This window comes from Amycolatopsis vancoresmycina (genome assembly GCF_000716785.1).
GTDB classification, from domain to species: domain Bacteria; phylum Actinomycetota; class Actinomycetes; order Mycobacteriales; family Pseudonocardiaceae; genus Amycolatopsis; species Amycolatopsis vancoresmycina.
In genome coordinates this window covers 549,544-573,815 of the sequence record NZ_JNYY01000001.1, presented here as the reverse complement: position 1 = coordinate 573,815, position 24,272 = coordinate 549,544, and the positions used below count along the sequence as shown (strand labels likewise).

Below are 24,272 nucleotides of genomic sequence, written 5' to 3'. Positions count from 1 at the left end.
TGTCTGACGTGAGGTTGCCCGACGGTGGTGAACACCGTTCTGCACTTTCGGGCTAAAACAGCTTCCCGGCCGTTCACACATTCGGCGGTGACCGCCCCATGATCGAACGACCATCATTTCCGGAGAAGCACGTATTCTGCCGAAAGATCGTATCTCCTGGGGAGGTGAGGCGACGTGGCGGAGGAATCCCCGGCGACCGCACCGCCGGGTCGCGGCTCGGCTCTTTCGGCAGCCACGCCGACGGGTCCCGGCGGCCCAGCAACCGCGCCGATGCCCGAAGTGCCGGTGATTTCCGTGCCGAAGGGTGGCGGTGCGGTCCGGGGAATCGGGGAAAAGTTCGGCGCCAACCCGGCCACCGGCACCGGTTCGCTGACCGTGCCGCTCGAACCCAGCCCCGGGCGGAACGGGTTCGGCCCCGCGCTCGAACTCGCCTACGACTCCGGAGCCGGGAACGGGCCGTTCGGGCTCGGCTGGCACCTCGGGCTTCCGTCCGTCACCCGGAAGACCGAAAAAGGACTGCCTGCCTACCGTGATGATTCCACAAGCGCCGCGGAGGACACGTTTCTCCTTTCCGGCGCGGAAGACCTCGTCCCGGAACTGAACGCGCACGGCGTTCCGGAAACACGACACCGGGAGCAGGACGGCCGCGGCTTCACCGTGCGGCGGTACCGCCCGCGAATCGAAGGGCTGTTCGCCAGGATCGAGCGCTGGACCGCGGTGGACACCGGTGAAACGCACTGGCGCTCGATCAGCAAGGACGACGTCACCACGTGCTACGGCCGCACCGCGGAAAGCCGCATCGCGGACCCGCGTGACCCGCGGCGGGTGTTCAGCTGGCTCGTCTGCGAAAGCCGGGACGCCGTCGGCAACGAAGTCCGCTACGAATACAAAGCCGAGGACGTCGCCGGAGTCGATGTCCTGGCGAGCCACGAACGCAACCGGGAAGATGCCGACCGCACCGCGCAGCGGCACCTGAAACGGATCAAGTACGGCAACGACGCGCCCGGCGAAGGGCCGGATTGGCACTTCGAGGTCGTGTTCGACTACGGCGAGCACGACACCGACACCCCGACGCCCGCCGAGGACCAGCCGTGGCGGTGCCGGCTCGACCCCTTCTCCACCTACCGCGCCGGGTTCGAAGTCCGCGAATACCGACTCTGCCGCCGGGTCCTGATGTTCCACCACTTCCCCGGCGAACCGGGCGTCGGGCGCGACTGCCTGGTGCGCGCGACCGAGCTGCGGTACCGCGGTGACGCCGTGCGGGGTGAACGGGTGCTGTCGGCGCTGGCCTCGGTCGTCCGCCACGGGTTCCGGCGTTCGGCCGACGGCTGGGTCAAGCGGTCGTTGCCGCCGCTGGAGCTCGAATACCGCGAAGCGACGATCGACACCCGCGTCCACGCGCTCGACCACGACGCGCTGGCCAACCTGCCGGTCGGCCTGGGCGAACCGGCCTACCGCTGGGTCGACCTCGACGGGGACGGCCGGTCCGGCGTGCTGAGCGAGCAGGCCGGTGCCTGGTTCTACAAGCCGAACCTCGGCAACGGCCGGTTCGGCCCGGTGCAGACGACACGGCGGCCGTCCCAGGCGGCCCTCGCCGGCGGACGCGGCCAGCTGCTCGACCTCTCCGGCGACGGCAGCCTCGACTTCGCCGAGTTCGGCGGCCGCACGCCGGGCTTCTCCGAACGCACCGGCGACCACGGCTGGGGGCCGTTCCGCTCCTTCGCCGCACGCCCAGACCTCGACTGGACCGACGCCAACCTGCGGTTCGTCGACCTCGACGGGGACGGGCACGCCGACGTCCTGCTCACCGGCGACTGGATGTTCACCTGGTACCGCTCGCTCGGGGAGAACGGGTTCGACCTGGGCGGGCGGACGTTCCTCACCGGTGACGAGGAACGCGGGCCGCGGCTCGTCTTCGCCGAGGAGAGCCAGTCGGTCCACCTCGCGGACATGTCCGGTGACGGGCTGACCGACCTGGTCCGCATCCGCAACGGCGAGGCCTGCTACTGGCCCAACCTCGGCCACGGCCGGTTCGGCGCCAAGGTGGCGATGGACCACGCACCCTGGCTGGACGACCCGGCGCAGTTCGACCCGGCGCGGCTGCGGCTCGCCGACGTCGACGGCTCGGGCACCACGGACCTCCTCTACCTGCACCCGCGCGGCACGCGGCTGTACCGCAACCAGTCGGGCAACAGCTGGGCCGCGGCCCACGACCTCGGCGTCCCGTTCCCCCGGGCCGACAGCGCGGCGCAGGTCAGCGCGGTGGACCTGCTCGGCACCGGCACGGCGTGCCTCGTCTGGTCCTCCCCGCTGCCCGGCGACGCCGGACAGCCGCTGCGGTACCTGAACCTGATGAGCGGCGGCAAACCGCACCTGCTGGTTGCCGCCCGGAACAACCTGGGCGCGGAGACGCGCGTGTCGTACGCGCCGTCGACCCGGTTCTCCGCGGCGGACCAGGCGGCCGGGCGGCCGTGGGTCACGCGCCTGCCGTTCCCGGTCCAGGTCGTCGACCGCGTCGAGACCGTCGACCTCGTGGGCCGCAACCGGTTCACCACCGTGTACGCCTACCACCACGGGTACTTCGACGGCGTGGAACGGGAGTTTCGCGGGTTCGGCATGGTCGAGCAGTGGGACACCGAACTGCTCACGACGCTGGAGGACGGCGACCTGCGGCCGGACGCGGCGAACCACAGCCGGGAATCGGACGTGCCGCCGGTGCTCACCCGGACCTGGTTCCACACCGGGGCGTTCCTCGACGCACAGCGCGTGTCCCGCCAGTTCGCCCACGAATACTTCGACGGCGGCCTCACACTGCCCGGCTCGGTGGTCCCGCCCGGCCTCACCGCCGACGAGGAGCGCCAAGCCCACCGGGCGCTCAAGGGCATGCCCCTGCGCCAAGAGGTCTACGCCCTCGACGGCAGCGACCGGGAAACCACGCCTTACCTGGTCACCGAACACAACTACACCGTCGAGCTGCTGCAGCACGCCCGGCAGCGGAGAGCCGACCGCGAAGACATGCGGCACGCGGTCTTCCACACCACGCCGCGGGAAACCCTGACCGCGCACTACGAACGCGGCCCCGACCCGCGCGTCGGGCATGAGCTGGTGCTCGACGTCGACGCCTTCGGCAACGTCCTGCGCTCGGCCGCCGTCGCCTACGGCCGTCGCGAGCCGGGAACGGCCGGCCTGGCAGAGCAGCGCCGGTTGCACGTGGTCGTCACCGAGAACGACTTCACCAACCCGGTCGACGGCCCTGACGACCACCGCGTCCCGCTGCGCTGCGAAACCCGGACGTTCGAGGTGCTCGGGGTAGCGCCCGCCGGGGTCCTGTTCTCCTTCGACGAGCTGCGAGCCGGACTGGGCGCGGTCGCCGTCGACCTGCCTTACGAGGACGACCGGGACCCCGGTTCCGCCGCCCGGCGGCTGATCGAGCGCAGCCGGACCCTGTTCCGGCGCGACGACCTGACCGGCCCGCTGCCGCCGGGCTCGCTCGAGACGCTGGCGCTGCCGTTCCAGGGCTACCGGCAGGCGTTCACCCCGGGGCTCGTCACCGAGTTGTACGGCGACCGCGTCGACACCAAGACGCTGGCGGACAGCGGCTACGTGCGGATCGACGGCGACTGGTGGATCCCCTCCGGGCAGGTCCGCTATTCGCCGGGGCACGACGACGATCCCCCGGCCGAGCTGGAGTTCGCCCGACGGCACTTCTTCCTGCCGCACCGGTTCCACGATCCGTTCGGCGGGGTCACGACCGTGACCTACGACCGGTACGCCCTGCTCGTGGCGAGCAGCACGGACGCCGTCGGGAACGTGACCACGGTCGGCGACCGCGACGCCGGCGGACAGGTCCTCGGCAACGGCAACGACTACCGGGTCCTCCGGCCGCGGCTGGTCACCGACGCCAACCGCAACCGCGCCGAGATCGCCCACGACGCACTCGGCCGCGTCTGCGGCACCGCGGTGACGGGCAAGCTCGGCGAACGGCTGGGCGACTCGCTCGACGGCTTCCGGGCCGACCTGGACCAGGCCGAGATCGACCGGTACTTCGGCGACCCGCTCGCCGATCCGGCTGCCCTCCTACGGGGCGCGAGCACCCGCGTGGTCTACGACGAGCTGGCCTTCTGGCGCGCCGGTCGTCCGTGCGCGACCGCCACGCTGGCCCGGGAGACGCACGTCGGCGACCTGGCGCCCGGTGCGCACAGCCGCGTCCGGCATTATCTGTCCTTTTCGGACGGATTCGGCCGGGACATCCAGCAGAAGGCGCAGGCCGAACCCGGCCCCGGCGGCGAGACCCGCTGGGTCGGCAGCGGGTGGACGATCTTCAACAACAAGGGCAAGCCCGTCCGGACCTTCGAGCCCTTCTTCACGGCGACACCGCGGTTCGAGTTCGCGAAGGCCGCCGGGGTGAGCTCGGTGTTGTTCTACGACCCGATGGACCGGGTCGTGGTCACCCTGAACCCGGATTCGACGTACACCAAGACGCGCCTGGATCCGTGGCACGAGGAAACCTGGGACGCCAACGACACCGTGCTGCTGCACCCCGGTGAAGACCCGGAAACGGCCGGGTACACCGGCCGGTACCTGGCCGGCCTAGGCAGCTGGACGACCTGGTACACCCGCCGGATCGGCGGCGACCTCGGCCCGGCCGAGCAGCACGCCGCCGAGCAGGCCGCCGTCCACGCGGCGACGCCCGTCCGCGTGTCCTTCGACACCCTCGGCCGCACCTTCCGGTCCGAGGAGCACAACCGGTTCGTCCGTGACGGTTCGCTCGTCGAGGAGCGGTACCCGACGCACACCCGGCTTGACGTCGAAGGCAACGAACGCGAAGTCCGCGACGCGCTGGGCCGCGTCGTGATGCGGTACCGGTACGACATGCTGGGCAACCGGCTGAACCGGTCCGGAATGGACACCGGCGGCGGCCCGCTGCTGCTCGACGTGCTCGGAAAGCCGAGGTACAGCTGGAACTCCCGCGGTTTCCGGTTCCGCACCGAGTACGACCCGCTGCGGCGGCCCGTGCGGTCCCACGTGAGCGGGCCGGGCCTCGACGGCGAGCTGCTGCACCAGCGCACCGAATACGGCGAGGGCCGGCCGGACGCCGAGGCGAAGAACCTCCGCGGTCAGGTCGTCCGGCAGTTCGACGACGCCGGAGTCAGCACGCACGACACGTACGACTTCAAGGGCAACCCGGTCGACGCGGGACGGCAGCTGGCCGCCGGGTACCGTGCACTGCCGGACTGGAACGGGCCGGTCCGGCTGGAGGACCAGGTCTTCGCCGGGCGCACGCGGTACGACGCGCTGAACCGGCCGACGAGCGTGACCACCCCCGACGGCAGCGTGGTCCGCCCGCGCTACAACGAGGCGTCACTGCTGGAGCGGCTCGACGCCCAACTGCGCGGGTCCGCCGACGTCACGACGTTCGTCGCGAACCTCGACTACAACGCGCGAGGACAACGGCTCGCCGCCGAACTCGGCAGCGGCGCGACGACCACCTACGACTACGACCCGCTGACCTTCCGCATGCGGGGCCTGCGGACGCACCGGCACGCGGAGCTGCTGCAGGACCTGACCTACACGTTCGACCCGGCCGGCAACGTCACCGGCGTGCGAGACGACGCCCAGCAGACGGTGTTCTTCCGCAACCAGGTCGTCGAACCCAGCGCGGCCTACACCTACGACGCGGTGTACCGCCTGGTCTCGGCGACCGGCCGCGAACACCTCGGCCAGACGGCACCGGACGCCACCGACGCACCCCGCGTCGGCCTGAGCCACCCGGGCGACGGCGCGGCGATGGCGCGTTACGTCCAGCGGTACGTGTACGACGCCGTCGGGAACATCCTGCGCATGGCGCACCGCACGGGCGGTTCGGGGTGGACGCGGGACTACACGTACGCCGAGCCGAGCCTGCTCGAACCCGAGCTGTCCGGCAACCGGTTGAGCCACACGGCTTCCAGCGGCGAGAGTACGACGCCACAGCCCTTCGGCTACGACGAGCAGGGCAACATCACGGCGATGCCGGAGCTGCCGTCGATGCGCTGGGACCCGCAGGACCGGCTCCAGTCGACGTCCCGTCAGGCGCTGGGCGACGACAGCCCGGAGACGACGTACTACGTGTACGACGGGACCGGCCGGCGTGTCCGCAAGGTCACCGAACTGGGCGGGGAGACGCCGCGGCGGAAGGCCGAACGGATTTACCTGGGGTCGTTCGAGGTCTACCGCGAGTACGGCGTCGACGGCGAGGTGAGCCTCGAGCGCGAGACGCTGCACTTCCTCGACGGGGCTCAGCGTGTCGCGCTGGTGGAGACGCGGACGCTCGGCCGGGACGAAGGGGCGGAAAGCCTGACTCGCTATCAGCTCGCCAACCACCTCGGCTCGGCGGTGCTGGAGCTCGATGGCGTCGGCCGGGTGATCTCGTACGAGGAGTATCACCCGTACGGGAGTACGGCGTATCAGGCGGTGCGGTCGGCGGTTGAGGCGCCGAAGCGGTACCGGTACACGGGTAAGGAGCGGGACTCGGAGACGGGGTTGTACTACCACGGGGCCCGGTACTACGCGCCGTGGCTGGGGCGGTGGACGGCGGCAGACCCGTCGGGGCTGGCCGACGGGACCGACCTGTACGCCTACGTCCGAGGAGACCCCATCCGGCTTCGGGACCCATCCGGAATGGGCGGCGAAGATTCGACGAAACGCCCTGGAGGCGCGGAGCACACGAAGAACGCTCGTCCGAGCACCAAGCACGATCATCAGCGTGGCATGTCCCGGAAGCAGCGCGAACAAGAGAACGCGCGTGAACGGGCCGAGGAAGCCAAGCGACGCGGCAAGAGGCCCACGAACGAGACGGACACGGAGCGCAAGCAGCGAGAGAACCTCGAGCGAAAAGAACGGTATCGAAAGGAGGCCGAGAAGGAACGCGAAGAGAAGACGCGCGATCCGGAGGCCGAGGAGCGGGAAAAAGTTCAGAAGGAACGCGAAGAACGTCAGCGGCAACGTGAACAACGAGCCAGGGAAGAGAAGGCGCGCAGGGAACAAGAAAAGAAGGATCGGGAATCGCAGGAGGAACACGAGCGCGGGGAACAAGAGAAGCACCCCGAGCCGAAGCCGGAGAAGCCGCCTGAGGTCAAACCCGACCTGAATCCGGAGCAGACCACCGAGCGGAGGGCGAACCCGCAGGAAACGCCACCCCACGGCGAAGTGCCGCCTGTGGTGACCCCCTCGCCTTCCCCGGGCTGGCAGATGCCCAGGCTGCCCGCGCCGACTCGGCAGCAACAGCAACAGGCCGCAACCACGCTCACGTTCGGAACGGTACTGCTGATCATCGTGGTGATCGTGCTCGCACCCGTAGGTGCCTGACGCGCCCAATTTTCCGGAAAGAGCCTGCCGGGGCCATCGAGGATCGATTGCGAATATTCACGCGAGGGGAAACCGAGCCATGCCTGACCTGATCGTCGTCAAACTCCACCCGACGCAGCCGGTGCCCGTGTCGGCTTTCAGGCAGGCGCTGAACGGGCTCACCGTCACCGCCTTCGATCTGGCCTTCGGGGACAGCACGACCGGTGTCCCGCTCGGGTCGGCGAAGGGGCTGGCCGATGCGCACGTCCCCGCCGGTGGGCTGAATCCGTCCGACAACAGCGTCGACCTGACCAAGACCCAGATCATCCAGCACTACGCGGACACGCTCGTCTCGCCGACGCCGCCCACGGTGATCCGGTCGCTGCTGTCGGCCGCGAGTGCCGTGATCGTCGCCAACCCGCCCTCGCCGCACCCGGAATACCCGCGGCCGAACGCCTATGACCTGCGGCTGGAGCTGAGCCGCAACGGTACTCCGATCGTCGACCGGACGATCGACTTCAACATCGCCGTTGTCACGGTTGCTTCCCTTTCCACCGACCAGCGGGACTACCTCGGCATGGCGGCGTCGGCGTACGCGACGTTGCCGACGAACCTCGGGAAGTCGCGGGTGGACGTTCCGCAGGACGGGACCGCTCCGCCGTTCGGGCCGCTGGTCAGCGCGATCGACGAGGTGCTCGCCAAGGATCCCGGCGACGGCCACCAGCTCGCCGGCCGCGGTCAGCTCACCGCCGCCCAAAGCCTGCAGATCGCCTCCGAGCTGACCTGGGACCGCACCGTTTACCCACCGCCCGCGGAACCTCGGCCGCTCGGGGTGCTCTACACCAAGCCGGACGAAGGCGATGTCGACCAGAACGTCGACAGCGACCGGAAGAAGTTCGAAGGGCAGCTCACCGGCTACCACGCCACGCACGACGCCGAAGCCGCCCGGCTGGCGAAATTCGTGTATTCCGCTTCCGCGGCGGTCCAGTGCGAACGGCTCAGCGCCGGCGGGACCGTCGTGAAGGGCGGACCGTCCGGGCAGGACCTGGTGGGCGCCCCGCTGGCCGCCTTCCCGTTCCCCGTCATCGCCGGCGGGGCCGCGCCGCTGGACACCGCCGTCATCCTCGAACCGGCCACCCCGACCCTCAAGGACCTCTTCGTCGTTCCCGCCGCCTACTTCTACGCGCTGGCCGTGGCGCTTCCCGTCCAGGTCGGTATCGGGCAGCGGTACGACATGGCGCGGTTCGACACCGAGCCCAAGATCCTCCAGGAGATCCAGACCGCGATCGACGCCGGTTCGGTCCTCGACGCCGAGAAACCGGTGACCGGAGCCACCGCCGTCACCCCGGCACAGGCGGCCCGGCGGCTGCACGCACTGGGCACCGTCGCCGGCTCGCTCCCCGAAGTCGCCTTCGACCCGCAGACCTCCGCGTTCAAGGTGCTGGTGACCGACTGGCTGGCCCGCACCGAGGCCACCCCCGACCTCGACCGGAAGTTCTGGCCGCCGGAGATCTCGGCCCAGCCGCAGGCCTACCTCGACCTGGTGCTCCAGGTCGTCACGCAGAGTTGGACACCCCTGATCACCGAGATCGCCGCCCGGCAGATCACCTCGGTGGACAAGCTGGTCCAGCTGACCGACCAGGACTGGCGCGCGCTGTTCGGCGGGCAGGCGCTGAAGCTGCTGCCGCCCTTCACCCAGCCGGGCACGCCCGCCCAGCGCGTCGAGGCCTTCATCCGGCACCTGCGCAAGTTCTTCACCGTGCCGCCCGGCGTCACGCCGAACAACGGCACGGCACCGCCCGGCGCCCCGATGCTGGACACCTCCGCCGTGGACGTCTTCGCCCGGTTCGCCGTCGCCTACTCCGCACACGGTGGCGGCGCGTTCACCTTCACCACGCCGCGCGACGCGACCGCGTCCGCGGCGGCCGTCGCCGACACCTTCCCGGACGACGCCGACGCCCAGGCGTGGCTGACCGAGACCCTCGACCTCGTCGAAGTGCTCTACGAGCTGAGCGCGCCCGCGGACGCCGAGTTGCGCTTCTCCGTGATGGAAGCCCTGTACGCCCGGGGTTTCGTCAGCAAAGCCGCCGTCCAGGCGCTCACCCCGGCCGACTTCGCCGCGGCGCTGACCGGCACCGTCGCCTACCCGCTCGCCCCGGCCATCCAGGCGGCCGCGGGCGGCTCCACCGCGCCCGGCCCGGTCCCGCCCGGCACCTTCCGGCCGGTCGACCCCGACGGCTCGCTGACCGACTGCCGTCCGCCGTCGCACCTTTCGCCGTTCGGGCCCGTCGCCTACCTGCACGAACTGCTCCTCGCGTCCGCCGCCTCGGCCCCCGGGCAGCCGACCGTGCCCGGCGATCCCGCAACGCTCGGCACGCTCCTCACCGGGCGCCGCGGCCCGCTCGGCGAACTGCACGCGACCCACGCGAACACCGAAACCCCGCTTCCCGCGCTGGACCTGGTCAACGAAAGCCTCGAAAAGCTCACCGCCGCGGTGGCCACGGGTGCCCCGGTCCCGGGTGGCGCCGTGCACGACACGGCGTCCGGGACACTCGCCGGGCACCCCCTCCGGCAGCCGGGCGGCGCGGACGGGCACGACCCCGCGACGCTGTTCGCCGCGATCCCGGAACACTCCTCGCCCGCGGCCGTGGCGGTCCCCGCCGACGAGGCGGGCGCCTACGCCGGGCTGCGGAACGACTTCACCGCCCCCGTTCTCCCGTACGACCAGCCGCTGGATGTGAACCGCTCCTACCTCGGTGAGCTGCGCACCAGCCGGTTCTCGGCGATGCGGCACTTCCGCCGCGAGATCACCGAGTTCGTGCTCGACCCGGCGCACGAGCCGGACGGGTTCGACCCCGCCGTCTGGCGCTACCCGGTCCGGTTCGACATCGCCCGGGAGTACCTCGGCGTCTCGGCACCGGAGTACGACGTCCTGTTCGCCCACGACCTCGGCGACGAGGCCACCGAAGGCAGGCCGGCGCTGCACGAGGTGTTCGGCTTCCCGTCGGCCACGGTGGACGACCGCTCGTGGACGGACACGGCGACACGCGTCGGCGAATTCCTCCGCCGGACCGGCCTCACCTACTGCGAGTTCCTGGAACTGCAGCAGGCGGAGTTCGTCTGCTTCACCCGCGCACGCTCGAACGAGGCCGACGGCCACGGCGGCTTCCCCGCCTGCGAGCCCTGCGACCTCGACGACCTCCGCATGTCCTTCGGCGAGCAGGACACCGCGACCGCGCTGCGCGAGCTCATGGTGTTCGTCAGGCTGTGGCGGCACGTCCGCGGCCACGGGATCTCCCTGGCCGGGCTGGCCGCCTACGCCCGCGTCCTGCACCTGTTCGACGCCGGCGCGCACGTGAACTCCGACTTCCTCCGCCGGCTCGCCGCCGCGCTGATGCTGGCACGCGACCTCCGCCTGCCCGACGCCGGCCGGCTGCTGCCGCTGTGGGACTCCGCCGAGCCGGACGACCGCGCCGGCGCCGTGGCGCTGCTGCTCGACGCCGTCGAAGACCTCGCCGAGGAACGGTTCCACTGCCGCCGCCGGGAGCCGGAGTTCCTCAAGGTGATCGCCGAAAACCTCGACCGGCTGTCGGTGCTGGCCGGGTTCGACCCCGGCACCCCGGCCGACACCTGGTCCGCGCAGCCGACGCACACCCTGCGGTTCGTCGAGGTGCTGGGCAAGATCTACGCCTCGGACTTCTCCGTCGGCGAGATCCTGTTCCTGTTCACCACGGACGACCACCTCGACGGCGACGACCCGTTCCCCCTGCAGGACCGCATCGAATCCGCCGACGACCCGCTGTCCCTGCCGGAAACCGTGCAGGCCGACGGCGACCACGAGTTCTCGCTCTGGAAGCTGCGCCGAGCGTTGCTGGACGTCGAAGTCGGCGACGAGGAAGCCGGGCACTGGAGCTGGCAGCGGATCGTCACCGCCCTGCGCGAACAGTTCGGCTACGGCCACGACGGCGCCGATGCCGACCGGCTGCTCGACCTCGGCAAGCACTTCTTCGCCGCCGAACTGCGCCGCTGCGGGTGCCCGGTCGACCCGCACGAGCGCCGGTACCGGGTCGCCCTTCCCGCCGGCGACACCTGTCCGCACGCGTGGATCGCGCCACCGGACGGGCCGTTCGGCTACGACGAGACCGCCGAGGAGCTGTGGACCGAACTCCCGCTGCGGGACTCGGCCGTGATCGAGCGGCTGCGCGAACTGTGGCCGCTGAACGAGCGGGAGCAGTTCGCCGTCCGTGACCTCTACTTCGCCCCGCGCGCGGCGCTGGCGCCGTTCGCGGCGATCTTCGGGAACTTCGACCAGGCGGTCGACCGGCTGGTCCAGGAACCGGACGAGCACGAGCGGTTCGCCTTCTTCCGGCGGGAGTTCGCACTGTTCCACCGCCGGTGCGAGGTCGTCGCCACGCACCTGGCGGCCCACGTCCGCCAGGCCACCGGAGACGAGAACGCCGAGCCCGGCACCGCGGCCGCGTGGCGGTTGCTGCGGACGCTGCTCGCGGACGAGAACTTCGCGCTCACCCCCTGGGAGGACGACTCCGGCGAGCCGCCGCCGACCCGGTGGGCACCGCGGCCGGGCGGCGGCGCGTTCGCCGCGGTGCTGGGGCTCACCGGCACCGGCCTGCTCGGCGAGTTCGAGGTCCGCGCACCGCAGGAGGAGGACGGCGAGCTGGTGTGGCGGGAGACCCGCGGCCCGCTGAGCGCGTTCGGGCCGACCCGCAACGCCCTCAACGCCCCCGTGCCCACCGTGCTGCCCGCGCTCGACTTCGAACTGACGCGGGAGCAGCTGCAGTTCGCCGGGATCCGCAACGGGTTCGCGTTCCGCGACCGCAGCGGCGAACCACTCGGCGGCGCGCAGCCGTTCGCCGTCACCTGGTCCGGGGTGCTGCTGATCGAGGAACGCGGCGAGTACCGCTTCCACGCGTGCCTGCCCGGCGACGGCGACGCCCGGCACAACCGCTGGCGGGTGACGCTGGGCCGGGGGCAGAAGTCGTGGACGGTCCTCAACCACCACCGGCCCGGCGAACCGGCGCCGGCCGGCCACTCGCGGCCGGTGCCGCTGCGCCGCGGTGCCTACCGCATCACCGTCGAGTTCGAGCAGACCGAACCCGACTTCTCCCGGCCCGAGGACGACTGCCCGGCCCGCACCGGCTTCGAGCTGAAGTACTCCGGGCCCGACAGCGGCGGCGAGCCCGTCGTGCTGCCCTTCGACCGGCTCTTCCGCGACACGAAGGACGCCACGCTGGGCGAGGACATCGTGCGAAGCCGGCCGACCGCCGCCGCGCTGGACGTCGAGAGCGGCGAAGCGGCCGCCGCCTACCTCACCGGCCACTACCCGCCGACCCTGCGCGACATCCGCCGCACCTACCAGCGGGCGTTCAAGGCGCTGCTGTTCGCCGAGCGGTTCCGCCTGTCCGCCCACCCCGTCGCCGGGTACCGGCAGTCCGAGCTCGGGTTCCTGCTCGACCACCCCGCGACGTTCGAAGGCACCACCCACCACCGGACGGACGAGACGTCGTTCTCGACCCACCACGCGTGGTTCGCCCCCGACCTGCTCCCGGTGTCCGACCACTACCCGCCCGAAACGCTCCGGCCGAGGGAACCGGCGCCGGAGGACCAGCGGTCGGCGCCGAGCCCCCGCCGCCAAGCGGCGTTGTTCGACTGGTGGGAACGCGTCTTCGACTACACCCGCCTGCGGGAAGCCACCGAACGAGCACTCGAACGGCCGCCCTGGCTGCTGTTCGCGGACGCCCTCGAACAGCAGCCGGACGATCCGGGCGAGCTGCTGCGGCACCTCGGCGTCGACCTCCGGCACGCGCCCCTGGTCCTCAACTACTTCGCCCCGGACAGCACCCCGCCGATCCATTCGGTCGGCCTGCCGGGCAGCGCCGAGCTCGCGGACGAACGCTGGGCCGTGCGCATCCGGCACGCCGAGAGCTGGGTCCGCCGGCTGCGCCGGCACTTCCTCCCGGCGGACATCTCACTCGCCCGGCCCGCGTTGTGGGCCGCCGACGACCCGTCGGCCGAGGTGGACGCCCCACCGCTGGTCTCCCCGCCGCGGTCCGGCAACGCCGACCTGACCCGGTTCGTGCAGGACGGCTGCCTCGAACGCGGCGAGCCCCGCCGCTACGAAAACCTCGAGCGGCTCGACGACGGGCTGCGGGAACGAGCACGCGAAGCACTCCTGGCCTACCTCTGCGGAATGCGCCGGGTGCCGCTCCCCTGGGCGCCCGCCCGGTTCGCCACCGAGCCGCGGGACCTGTCCGACCTGCTGCTGCAGGACGTCCAGTGCGGGATCACCCAGCGAGTCACCCGGATCGAGGACGCCGTCACCGCCGTGCAGGCGTTCGTGCAGCGGGCCCGGCTCGGGCTCGAACCGGGGTTCGCCGTGACGCCCCGGTTCGCCGCGGTGTGGGAGCACCGGTTCGGCACGTTCCGCACCTGGGTGGCGGCGCGCCGGCGCGAGGTCTACCGGGAGAACTGGATCGAGTGGGACGACCTGCGGACCGCACGGCGCTCGGAGGCGTTCCGGTTCCTCGAAGACGAGCTGCGCCGGACCGCGCTGACCGTGCCCGTCCCCGGCGGCCTCGAGTGGTGGCCGAAGACCGCCGCGCACCGGCCGCCCGGCCATCCCGGGCTGCCGGCCCGGCAGGTACCGGAACCGGCCGGGATCCGGCTCGAGCGGTCCGCGCCGGACGGGCTCGGCCTGCTCGGCACGCCCGAGCGCGTCGCGAGGCCGTCGTGGCTCGCCCCGGTGTCGTTCCTGCTCGACGGGCAGAACGGCGGCAACGACGGTCCCGACGGCCCCAGGATCACCACCCGGCGCAAGACCGCGGCCGTGCGCAAGAAGGCGCTCACAACCACCAAAGCGTCCGAAGTGGACGTTCTGGCGGAGCCAGGACTTCCGTTGTGGTTGCGCGCCGCGGAAGGGCTCGGCTCGGGCTTCGTGCGGCTCGCCGCCGCCGGGCTGCCGACGGCGGCAGCCCGGTTCGCCCCGCGCCCCGGCGGCCACGACGACGTGCCACCGGAGGTCGACGAGTACTACTTCTGGGTCGCCGGCTCCGGGTTCTTCGCCGCCGCGGACGCCGAGCAGAACGCGGACGCCGGGGCCGTGGCGCCCGGCGACCAGGGCCACACCGACGAGCAGACGTCCGACTGGCACCGCCCCGGCAAGGTGCCCGGACTGCTGAACTGGGACCCGGAACCGCAGGTGCACCTGTACTGGTCCCGGTTCCACCACGGCGAGTTCGAACCGCCGCGGCGCTCGGCGGAAGGGCTGGCCGTCGCCGGCGGGCCGCTGCGGCTGAAGTTCGACGGCCGCACCGGCGACTCACTGCGGTTCGAGGTCACCGACCTGACCGGCACGACCAACGCCGGAACGACGCCGGACGGCTACGGCGACTACGCCGGCGCGCCACCGCCCGGCTTCCGCTACGACCTGGCGGCGGACTCCGCGGTGGTCCTGCCGCTGGTGGCGAAACCGTCGTCCGTCCCGGCGCCGCAGTTCGGGCTGGCCGCCTACCCGTTCTTCGCCTACGTCTCGCCGGGTGCGCCGCTGCTGCCGCCGTCGGTGCACGCCGTGGCCTCCGCCGTGGCGAAGACCCTGCGCACGCACAACGGGTTCGAGGCCGCGCTGCGGTGGTACGAGCTGGCCTACCCGCCCCTGGCGCGGGACAACGCCTGGACACCGGACGAGGACGACGCCAAGGCACGCGACCGCGCCGTGCTGCTCGACTACCTGGAGACGCTCCTGCAGTGGGGCGAAACCCTGCTGTGCCGCGACTCCGCGGAGGCGAGCAGGCAGGCGGCCGTCGTGTTCGACTCGCTGCGCCGGCTGCTCGGCGCCGGCCCACGGCTGGTGGAGGACCACGACGACGGCGGCGACCCGCAGCAGGTCGCAACCTTCGTCCCGGCACGAGCGCCACTCAACCCGAGGCTCGCCTCGCTGTACGAACGGTCCGCGGACCGGCTCGCGCTCGTGCGGAACGCGCTCGACGGCCGCCGCCTCCGCGGCCGGACCCAGCGATCGGACGCCGAGTTCTGGGGCGATGCCCCGCTGCGGGACAGCGAGCACTGCGACGGCGACTGCCCGTGCTGCGCCACGCCGTACCGGTTCGGCTACCTGATCGGCAAGGCCGTCGAGCTGGCGAACGAAGTACGCGGTCTCGGCGCCGCACTGCTCTCGGCGTACGAGAAGGGTGACGCCGAAGCCCTCGCCGCCCTGCACGCCACCCACGAGCGCCAGCTGCTCGAACTGGCGCTGCAGACCCGCCGGTTCCAATGGCGGGAAGCGGACTGGCAGGTCCAGGCGCTGAACAAGACCAAGGACGGCGCGCTGACCCGGCTGCGGTACTTCCAGCAGCTCATCGCGCGAGGACTCAACGCGGGCGAGACCGGGTACGAAGCCCTGACCGGCGTTTCCATGGTCTCGCGCACGGCGGGCAACGTGTCGGAGGCCATCGCCCAGGGCATCGGGCTCATCCCCGACATCCACATCGGCGTCGCCGGGCTCGGGCCGCTGGAAGCCAACCAGCTGCCGATCGGCACGAAGCTGGCGAACGCGACGTTCGCCACCGCGGCGCGGATCATGAACGCGCTCGCCGACATCGCCGGCACCGGCGCCGGCCTGAGCCTCACCGAGGCGGGCTGGCAGCGGCGGCTGGAGGACTGGCAGCACCAGCTCGACGTCACCACCATCGAGGTCCAGCAGATCGAGCGGCAGATCCTCGCCGCCGAACGCCACCGCGACTCGGCGCTGCGCGACCTGAACAGCCACCAGCGTCAGCTGGAGCACTCGGCGGAGGTGCAGGACTTCCTCCGCGGCAAGTTCACCAACGGCGAGCTGTACACCCACCTCCAGTCCGAGACGGCGGCCCTGCACCGCGAGCTGTACGAGCTGGCACTGCGGGCCTCCCGGCAGGCCCAGCGGGCGTTCAACAACGAGCGCGGGCACCTCGCCAGGGAGTTCCTGCCCGAACGCGGCTGGGACAGCCTGCACGAGGGGCTGCTGGCCGGCGACCGGCTCCACGTGGCGCTGCGGCAGATGGAGCTGGCCTACACCGACGCCAACTGCCGTGAATACGAGCTGACCAAGCACCTCTCGCTGCGGCTGGACTTCCCGGCGGCGTTCCTGCGCCTGCAGACCACCGGGGCGGCCGAGATCGAGCTGCCGGAGTGGCTGTTCGACCTCGACCACCCCGGCCACTACCTGCGCCGGATCAAGAACGTGACGCTGAGCATCCCGTGCGTCGTCGGCCCGTACGTCGGCGTCCACTGCCGGCTCACCCTGCTCAGCAGCACCACCCGGGTCGACCCGCGGCTGAGCGGGCCGGTGGCCGGCTGCTGCGGCGACCGGGAGTGCCGGTGCGGCGCGGGTTACCGCCCGGTCCCGGACGACCCGCGGCTGGTGCACGGCTTCGCCGCCACGGAGGCCATCGCGACCTCGAGCGGGCAGAACGACTCCGGGCTGTTCGAACTGGGCTTCCGGGACGAACGCTACCTGCCGTTCGAATTCTCCGGTGCGGTCAGCCGGTGGCGGCTCGAGCTGCCACCGGAGAACAACCGGTTCGACTTCGACACCCTCGCCGACGTCGTGCTGCACCTCAACTACACCGCCCGCGAAGGCGGCGACGTCCTGCGCAAGGCCGCGAACGACTGCGCGCAACGACACCTGCCCGGCGCCGGAGTGCGGCTGTTCGACGTCCGCCACGACTTCCCCGACGACTGGTACCGCCTGACCGGCGGCACCGACGGCGTGCTGCCGCTCGTGCTCGGTCGCGAGCACTTCCCGTTCCTGCCGGCCCACCGCCGGCTGCGGGTCACCCGGCTCGAGCTGTTCGCGGAGCTGGACCACCCCGGCGGCCGCGGCGAGCTGCCGGTCCGGTTCGTCGCCGCGGACGACCACGACCACGAGGACGGCCGGGCGTGCCGCTGCGCGGGTCGTGACATCCACTGCGTGACCAGTGCCGGCTGGCCGAGCCTGGTCCACGGGGACCTCGACGTCTCGCTCGAACCCGGACGCTCCCACCGAGCGGACCGCCCGCTGGGGGTCTTCCACTTCCCGGCCACCGACCTGCGGAAGGTGTTCCTGCTGTGCCACTACGAGCTGAGTGACACTTTCACCGGCCCGGCGTGACCCGGATGGGGAATGGCGGCCGGAAATCCGCGGTGCGATTCTTTGAAGATGAGCGGAAGACGGCGGCGGAGACCGGAGCCGGTTCCGGGACCGCCGCCGCAGCGCGAAACGGCCGTTCCGGAGGCGGGTCCGCAGGTTTTCCGGCATCCCGACCGGCTATCCCTGCCGGCCCTGCAGCGCGCGGCGGGCAATGCGGCCGTGAACCACCTCATGCGGGCCCACTCCGTGCAGCGAGTGGTCAAAAGAACGACGAACACGGACACGGCTCAGCCCGCGGAGGCGCCGACGGAGTTCACGGCCCGGATCGGTTCGGCGGAAACGGTTTCCCTGACGTGCGACCGCGGCGACACGGTCAAGGACCTGATCCGGTTTGCGGAGGCGAACACCGAAGCCATCCTCCCCACCTTTCGGGTATCCGTCGCGGATCGCGAAGTGCCGGAGACCGCGCCGCTCACCGCAGGCCACTATCGCGTCGAGATCGCCGAGGCGAACTGGGCCGACCTTGTGGAGGAAGCGGAGGGTGAAGGGGAAGGGGACCAGGCGCGCGATCCCGTGTTCCGCCTGCGGCTGCGCGGTCACACCTTCAGCGTGACCTGTGACCAGGGCAATACGATCGCCGATCTGAAGCAGTTCGTCGTGGCGCAAACCCGCGCGAAGCCCGCGACCGTCAAGGTGTTCAGTCCCGACGGCGCACCCGTCGATGACGCATCGACGCTGGTCGACGGCAAGACCTACGCCACGCGCTACCGGACCCGCCCGGCAAGGCACGCCGAAGCAGAAAAGGAGAGTGAACGCGCGAGCGATCGAGCGTCGGCGGATTTCCGGCTCTCGCCCGAGGTTGAAGAGGTGCTCGCTCGTGGTCGCTACGTCAATCAGGACAATCCGGAAATCGCCGAGTCGGTCGGCGAGCGGAATTCCCTTTTCCACTTCATCGGGGAAGAGCTCGCCTACACCTACAACCTCAAGACCTGCACGGCGATAACGCTCTACTGCGGCCAGGCCAAGCTCGCTTTTCTCGACCACATCGACGCCGGTGCGGACGTTGGACGGATCGCCGGCCAGGTCGAAAAGTTCCTGGCGGAGTTGCTGGAGGCGCGCGGAACCGACCGGGAAACGGTAGTGCAACAATTGACCGTGCAGATCTATCGTGCGCGCGGCGGGGAAGGCCCGGACAGTGCGTTCGAGGTGGCCGAGGAGGCCCTTCGTCGTGCCGGCATCAGTACCGTGAACGTCGACGAGGTGAGCGGGACCGATCTGATCGTGGTCGGCGGCGAGAAAGCACCTCGAAGACTCGAGCCGGGAGACGTCAACCTGCATGATCGGGTGGCGCTGCGCGCTTACCTCGAAGGCGATCTCGGCTGTACCGTCCTGGGAGAGAGCCTCCACCACTACCTCGACCGCAGTTGGCGTTATGCCCGGGATTACCCCGAGCTCCACCCGCTCCTCCGCGCAGCTTGCGACACGGCGGAATCGCGCGGAGACCGCAGCCTGGCCCGCGCTTTCTCCAGTGGGCTGCCCGAGCCCACCGGCGTCCGCTGGCACAATTCGACGACGTAGTCACCGGCCGCCGGGTGGCGGTCACGCGCACCAGCGTGACCGCCACCCGGCGCAGGGAGTCAGCCGCTGGTGCCCGGTGGGCGGGTGCACGCCGCCAGGACCGTGCCGCCCATCTTGATCCGGAGCTGGGTGGCCGTCGCCTCGCCGAACAGCTGGCCGGTCGGTGTCAGCGGTGGTGGGCCGGGGCAGAGGATCGTGCCGTTGTCACTGCGGTAGATGCCCAGTCCCGCCACCGTCGTGCCGGTGGGCGCGAACACGAAGAACGCGTCGCCGGTTCCCACGCTGAACTGGACGCCCGGTGAGCTCACCGCCGCCGAGGTGACCAGGACCGACAGGATCGGCCGCTCGGTGGGCGGGGTGGTGGTGAAGTCCACCAGCGACACCGAACGGGTGCCGCCGCCGGTCGGTGTCTCCAGGAACAGGACGTAGTTGTGGGTGCCGATGAACATGTACCTCGACACGCCGAGCGTCTGGTGGAACACCGACCCCGTCAGGCCGCTGGCGACCAGCCCCGAGGCCGACCTGGTCACGGTCCTATCGCCCATCGTCGTGCTCGGCGCCGACGACCAGGCCAGCGCGGCGCTGTTGTTGAACAGGCCGTTGGAAATCGTGATCGGGTTCGCGGCCAGCGCCGGCGTCACGGCCGCCACCAGGGCGGTCACGGCCGCGGACACCACCAGCGCCACGCGCCTCACTGGTGCGCCCAGGTGACCGCGAAGTTCTGGCCGTTGGTGCTGGTGTCGCCGGTCGTGGCGTAGGTGGTGGTCGTGTCCTGCTCCTGGATCTTGGTCCGCTGCCAGGTCGAGCTCGCGGTCATCGACCCGCTGTGGCCGGCGTTGTCGCTGCCGACCGAGTTGTTCATCAGGGCCCGGCCGTAGTTGGCGAGCGGGAAGAAGTCGCCGGACCCGAACCGGCCCACGTCCTCGACGACCCAGTCGGCGCTGCTGCGGGAGCAGGTCAGGGTGGCCGCGCACGTCTGGGTGGTGGTGAAGCTCGTGTGCTGGGTCGCGTCGGCGACGGTGATCGTGTACTGCGCGGTGGCCGCGTTGTAGGTGACGTCCGCGCTCACCGAGTCGCCGGCGTTGATGGTCAGCACCGGCTGGATCGCGTTGGTCGGGAACATCTCCCACCACAGCTCGTAGACCGGGGTGCCGTTGATGCACCGGGCCGAGCTGCCGCCCTGCTCGACCGTGCCGTTGGTCCACCCGTCGAACCCGACCCAGAACACCGCCCAGGCGTCCGACGCCGGGCAGGTGACCGGCCGCTGCGTCCACGAACCGTGCACGTGGGTGAAGGTGGCGGCGGGCGAGGACAGCGAGGTGATGGCGTAGCCGGCCCAGTTCCGCGAGGTCGCGTTGACCAGCGGACCGGCGACCGCGGGCGAGAAGCCGGTGTGCCGGGCCGCGCCGGCGTACCCCAGCGGTGCGCTCGCGGCGCCGGCGGCCGCCGTGGCCCCGGCGCCGAACACGGCCGCCACCGCCGCCAGGGCGGCCAGTGGCAGGATCCGTCGAAGTTTCATGGAGCCCCCTTGCCTTCGAAGATCGGCACCGGCATCGGCAGCCGGGCCCGCGCCGACTCTGCCAACGGGCGCTGAAACGGCACTGACGCGGCGCTGAAAACCGGTGGTCAGCCGGCCAGCAGCCGGACGGTGACCGCGGACTCCTCGAGCGCCGGATCCTGCCGCAGGATCGCGGTTTCGAGGTCACGCAGCCGCTGGTTGGGGTCGATGCCCAGGTTGTCGGCCAAGGCCGCGCGCAGCCGGCGGTACACCGACAGCGCGTCGGCCTGCCGGCCGGTCCGGTACAGCGCGAACATCAGCTGCGCGTGGACCTGTTCGTCGAACGGGCGGGCGCGGGCCAGCCGCTCCAGGTCGGGTTCGAGCTGCGCGTGCTCGCCGAGGGCGAGCCGGGCCCGGATCAGCGCCAGCTGCGCCCGCGTCCGCAGCCGCTCCAGGCCGGCGGCCTGTTCGTCCAGCCACCCCACCCCGCCGACGTCGACCAGCGAACGGTCCCGCCACAGGCCCAGCGCGGCCCGCAGCGTCGCGGCGCTCTCCGCCGGGTCCTCGCCCGACTCGCCCCGCTCGACCAGGTGCCGCGCCTCGGCCACGTCGGTCGTACCCGAACCGAGCAGGTAACCGGGCGAGCGGGCGACGATCGCGCCCCGGTTCCCGAGCAGGCGGCGGAGGGCGGACACGTGGCTTTGCAGGGTGTTCAGCGATGCCCCGCCCGCCTTGTCACCCCACACGGCTTCGATGAGCCGCCCGGTGCCGACGATGCCTTCGTCGTGCAGGCCGAGGACCGCGAGGACCGCTTTCCGCCGCAATCCCGGTATCGCCACCGGCGCACCGCCGACGACGGCGTCGACCGGGCCGAGGAGTCTGACGCGCACGTGCCCTCCCGTCCATCGCGGGGACTGGCCCGTCCCCCGCGTTGGACATTCCCATGCTCCGTCGACAATCGGTCGACAGTCACGGGTTGTCGAGCGTCAACGCCGTGCAGCGGACTCCCCCGCCGCCCTTGCGCAGCTGGGTCGTGTCGAGCTCCACCACCGTCAACCCGCGCTCGCGCAGCTCCGCCGCCAGCTTCGGCGCGCCCGCCGTCATCGTCACCGTCGTCCCGTCGCTGACCAGGTTGAGCGCGAAGCCGCTCGCCTCCTGCTCGCCCACCTCGATCAGCTCACGGCCCAAGCCGCGCAGGCGAGCCCGGCTCGGCTCGTCCAGTGCCTCCGGGTGGTAGGCCAGCAACTCGGGGCCGAGCACCGCCACCACCAGGTCCAGGTCGTACCAGCGGGGGCCGGTCGTGCGCAGCGGCACGATCTCGTAACCCAGGAAATCCGCCACGACGTCGTGCGCGCGGGGGTCCGTGCGCTGGCCGTGGCCCGCCAGCAGCAGGTTGCCGCACGCCAAGGCGTCGCCCTGGCCGCTGAACTCGTACGGGCTCTGGATCACCTCGAAACCGTTGCCGGAGAACCACTCGCGGTGGTACGGCGTCTCGGCCCGGCGCTCCGGTGGCAGGTTCGCCAGCACCGCACGGCGGCCGCGGACCACCGCCGCGTTGGCCGTGTAGACCATGTCCGGGCACTCCGGGGCCGAGGGCAGCAGCTCCACCTTGCGGCCCGCCGCCAGGTGGGCCCGCACCAGGGCGTCGTGCTCGGCCGCCGCGGCGGCCGGGTCCGGCTGGACCGCGGTGTCCATGTACGGGTTGATCACGTAGTCGACGCGGAAGTACCTGGCGTCGGACATCAGCAGAACCGTGTTCACGCCTGTCCTTCCATGCGACGCGGTCAGAAGGTGACCGGCACCCGCAGGTCGTGGCCCGCGGGGTCGAGGGTGAAGTGCTCGGAAACCGTGGCGCGGTACAGGCGGTAGATCGCCGCACCTTCGACGTCTTCGCGGTCCAGCGGCGGAACCCCGCGCGAAGCCGACGGGCCGTTGTACACCTCGATACCGGCCGTGAGGTCGTCGCCCGACAGCTCCTCGCCGACGGCCTTCAGGAACACCGCCCGGCCCTGGTACACCGGCACCCGGGAATCGAAGATCACGATGCTCAGGCCGGAGCGGACCGCCAGGTTGCGCGAGTGCGCCGTGTCGGTCTTCGACGCCCAGTAGAACTCGCCGTAGGTGTCCGAGGCGACGTAGTACACCGGCGACACCCACGGCGTCCCCGACTCGTCCGCCGTGCCCAGCGTCATGTACAGGTTGGTGTCGACGACGTCCTTCGCGACGGTGGTCAGTTCGGCAGTGCGGTCCACGAGGTCCCTTCCGTTCGCCGTCACGCGGCGGCTTTCACGTCGGCCGGTGCGCCGGCCGGCTCCGCCCCGCGCCGCTCGCGCACCGACCAGCGGCCGGTGAACAGCAGGCCGGCGCCGGCGACGAGGAACAGCCCGCCGAGCAGGAGCCACCCGGCCACGCCCCAGCCGCTGAGCAACGCGGTCAGCAGGCCGGGCGCGAGCATCATGGCAGTCCCCTCGCCCAGCCCGTACATGCCCTGGTACTCGCCGTGGGCCTCGTCCTTCGTCATCCCCACCGAAAGCCCGTAGCCGCTGCCGAGCACGAACAGCTCGCCCACCGTGTGCACCGCGGCTCCCGCGAACAGCAGCGCGATCACCACGAACCCGGTCCCGCCGTCCGTCGTCGCGTAGACCACGCAGGACAGCGCGAGCACCACGCCGGAGACGACCGCGAGCCGGCTCGCGCTCGGCACGGTCGCCGCCGCCTGGGTGAACCGGTTGAGCAGCAGCACGATCACGATGCCGTTGAACACCATCAGCGCGCCCATCGTCCACGGCGGCGCGTGCGTGTGCGTGGTCAACCAGACCGGCAGCCCCGAGTCGTAGACGCCCCAGTTCAGCGCCAGCACCCCGCTCAGCGCCGTCAGCACGAGGAACGGCCGGTCGCGCAGCACCAGCACCTTGCGCGTGACCCGGCGCTCGCGCAGCGACTCCACGTGCGGCACCCGCAGCAGCAGGAGCGCGAAGGCCAGGTTCGTCCCCCCGCAGAGCAGCACCATCGCGAGGTAGGCGGGCTGGGTGTCGAAGAAGAGGATCACCCCGCCGATCAGGGAGCCGACGACCGCGCCCGACTCCTTCATGACGTGGGTGTTCGACAGCGCCTTCAACCGCTCCGGCCCGGTCGTCAGGCCCGAGATGACGGCGATCCGGATGCCCGGCGCCGCGCGCTCGACCATCACGACCACGCACGTCACCAGCATGACCGCCCAGAACCCGCCGACGAGGGCCAGCGAAAGGATCGCCAGGCCCCGCACCAGCGTGAGGCCGAAGAGCACCTCGCGCGGGCCGACCCGGTCGGCGAGGTAGCCGAACGGCATCCCGGCCACCATGCCCACCACCCCGGCGGCGGTGATGCCGAACCCGAACTGGGCCGGCGAAAGGCCGATCGAGCGCAGGTAGAACATCGCCCAGCACGCGTACCAGGCGCCCTTGCCGACCGAAAGGACCAGGGTCGCGACGTAGATCGGGCCGATCGGGGCGCGCCAGAAGTCCGGCCGGGCCCAGCCGGGCCGGCGCCGCCACCGGACCTTCTGCTCTTCGAGCGCGTCCACGTCCACCCCTTCTCGCGCGTGCGGTCCTGCCAGCCTCGTGCCGCCGCGGGTCCATGGTCATCTCCGGTCGTGCTGGGTCCGGCATCCGGCCGAGCCCGCGATCCGCACTCCGGAAGAGGACCTCCACGACAGCCGGTGGAGAGGATCACCCCGTCGGGGGAAGAAGCGACTGGGGGAAGGACACAGGC

Annotated in this window: 9 protein-coding genes; 3 read left to right on the top strand and 6 right to left on the bottom strand. The window is 71.4% G+C overall.

Annotated features, from left to right (window positions below):
* Window positions 1–270 precede the first annotated feature (270 nt).
* The 3 genes from OO60_RS02395 (at window position 271) to OO60_RS02385 (ending at window position 19,024) form a co-directional block, all read left to right on the top strand.
* Window positions 271–7,347: a SpvB/TcaC N-terminal domain-containing protein gene (locus OO60_RS02395; RefSeq protein WP_004559673.1), complete on the top strand. Its 7,077-nt coding sequence runs from the start codon at window positions 271–273 to the stop codon at window positions 7,345–7,347.
* Window positions 7,348–7,426: 79 nt separating this feature from the next.
* On the top strand, window positions 7,427–17,467 hold the full coding sequence (locus OO60_RS02390) for a Tc toxin subunit A-related protein (RefSeq protein ID WP_004559674.1): 10,041 nt from the start codon (window positions 7,427–7,429) through the stop codon (window positions 17,465–17,467).
* 48 nt (window positions 17,468–17,515) lie between these two features.
* Window positions 17,516–19,024 (top strand): beta-ketoacyl-[acyl-carrier-protein] synthase family protein, encoded by a 1,509-nt coding sequence (locus OO60_RS02385; protein WP_155849027.1) that lies wholly within the window; start codon window positions 17,516–17,518, stop codon window positions 19,022–19,024.
* A gap of 59 nt (window positions 19,025–19,083) precedes the next feature.
* Here the strand turns inward: OO60_RS02385 and OO60_RS02380 are convergent, their stop codons facing one another.
* The 6 genes from OO60_RS02380 to OO60_RS02355 all read right to left on the bottom strand — a co-directional run bounded on the left by OO60_RS02380 (window position 19,084) and on the right by OO60_RS02355 (window position 24,084).
* Entirely contained in the window at window positions 19,084–19,710 is a 627-nt protein-coding gene (locus OO60_RS02380) for a hypothetical protein (protein ID WP_004559676.1), read from the bottom strand.
* Between the two features lie 5 nt (window positions 19,711–19,715).
* Entirely contained in the window at window positions 19,716–20,543 is an 828-nt protein-coding gene (locus tag OO60_RS02375) for a G1 family glutamic endopeptidase (RefSeq protein ID WP_033260706.1), read from the bottom strand.
* 107 nt (window positions 20,544–20,650) lie between these two features.
* Complete coding sequence (locus OO60_RS02370) at window positions 20,651–21,412, bottom strand: AfsR/SARP family transcriptional regulator (protein ID WP_244885477.1); 762 nt, start codon at window positions 21,410–21,412, stop codon at window positions 20,651–20,653.
* A 79-nt stretch (window positions 21,413–21,491) separates the two neighbouring features.
* Complete coding sequence (locus tag OO60_RS02365; protein WP_244885476.1) at window positions 21,492–22,265, bottom strand: dimethylarginine dimethylaminohydrolase family protein; 774 nt, start codon at window positions 22,263–22,265, stop codon at window positions 21,492–21,494.
* Between the two features lie 41 nt (window positions 22,266–22,306).
* Window positions 22,307–22,774 carry a pyridoxamine 5'-phosphate oxidase family protein gene (locus OO60_RS02360; protein WP_033260704.1) on the bottom strand — a complete coding sequence of 156 codons (468 nt, stop codon included), beginning with the start codon at window positions 22,772–22,774 and terminating at the stop codon, window positions 22,307–22,309.
* 20 nt (window positions 22,775–22,794) lie between these two features.
* Entirely contained in the window at window positions 22,795–24,084 is a 1,290-nt protein-coding gene (locus tag OO60_RS02355) for an MFS transporter (protein WP_162186942.1), read from the bottom strand.
* Window positions 24,085–24,272: the final 188 nt, after the last annotated feature.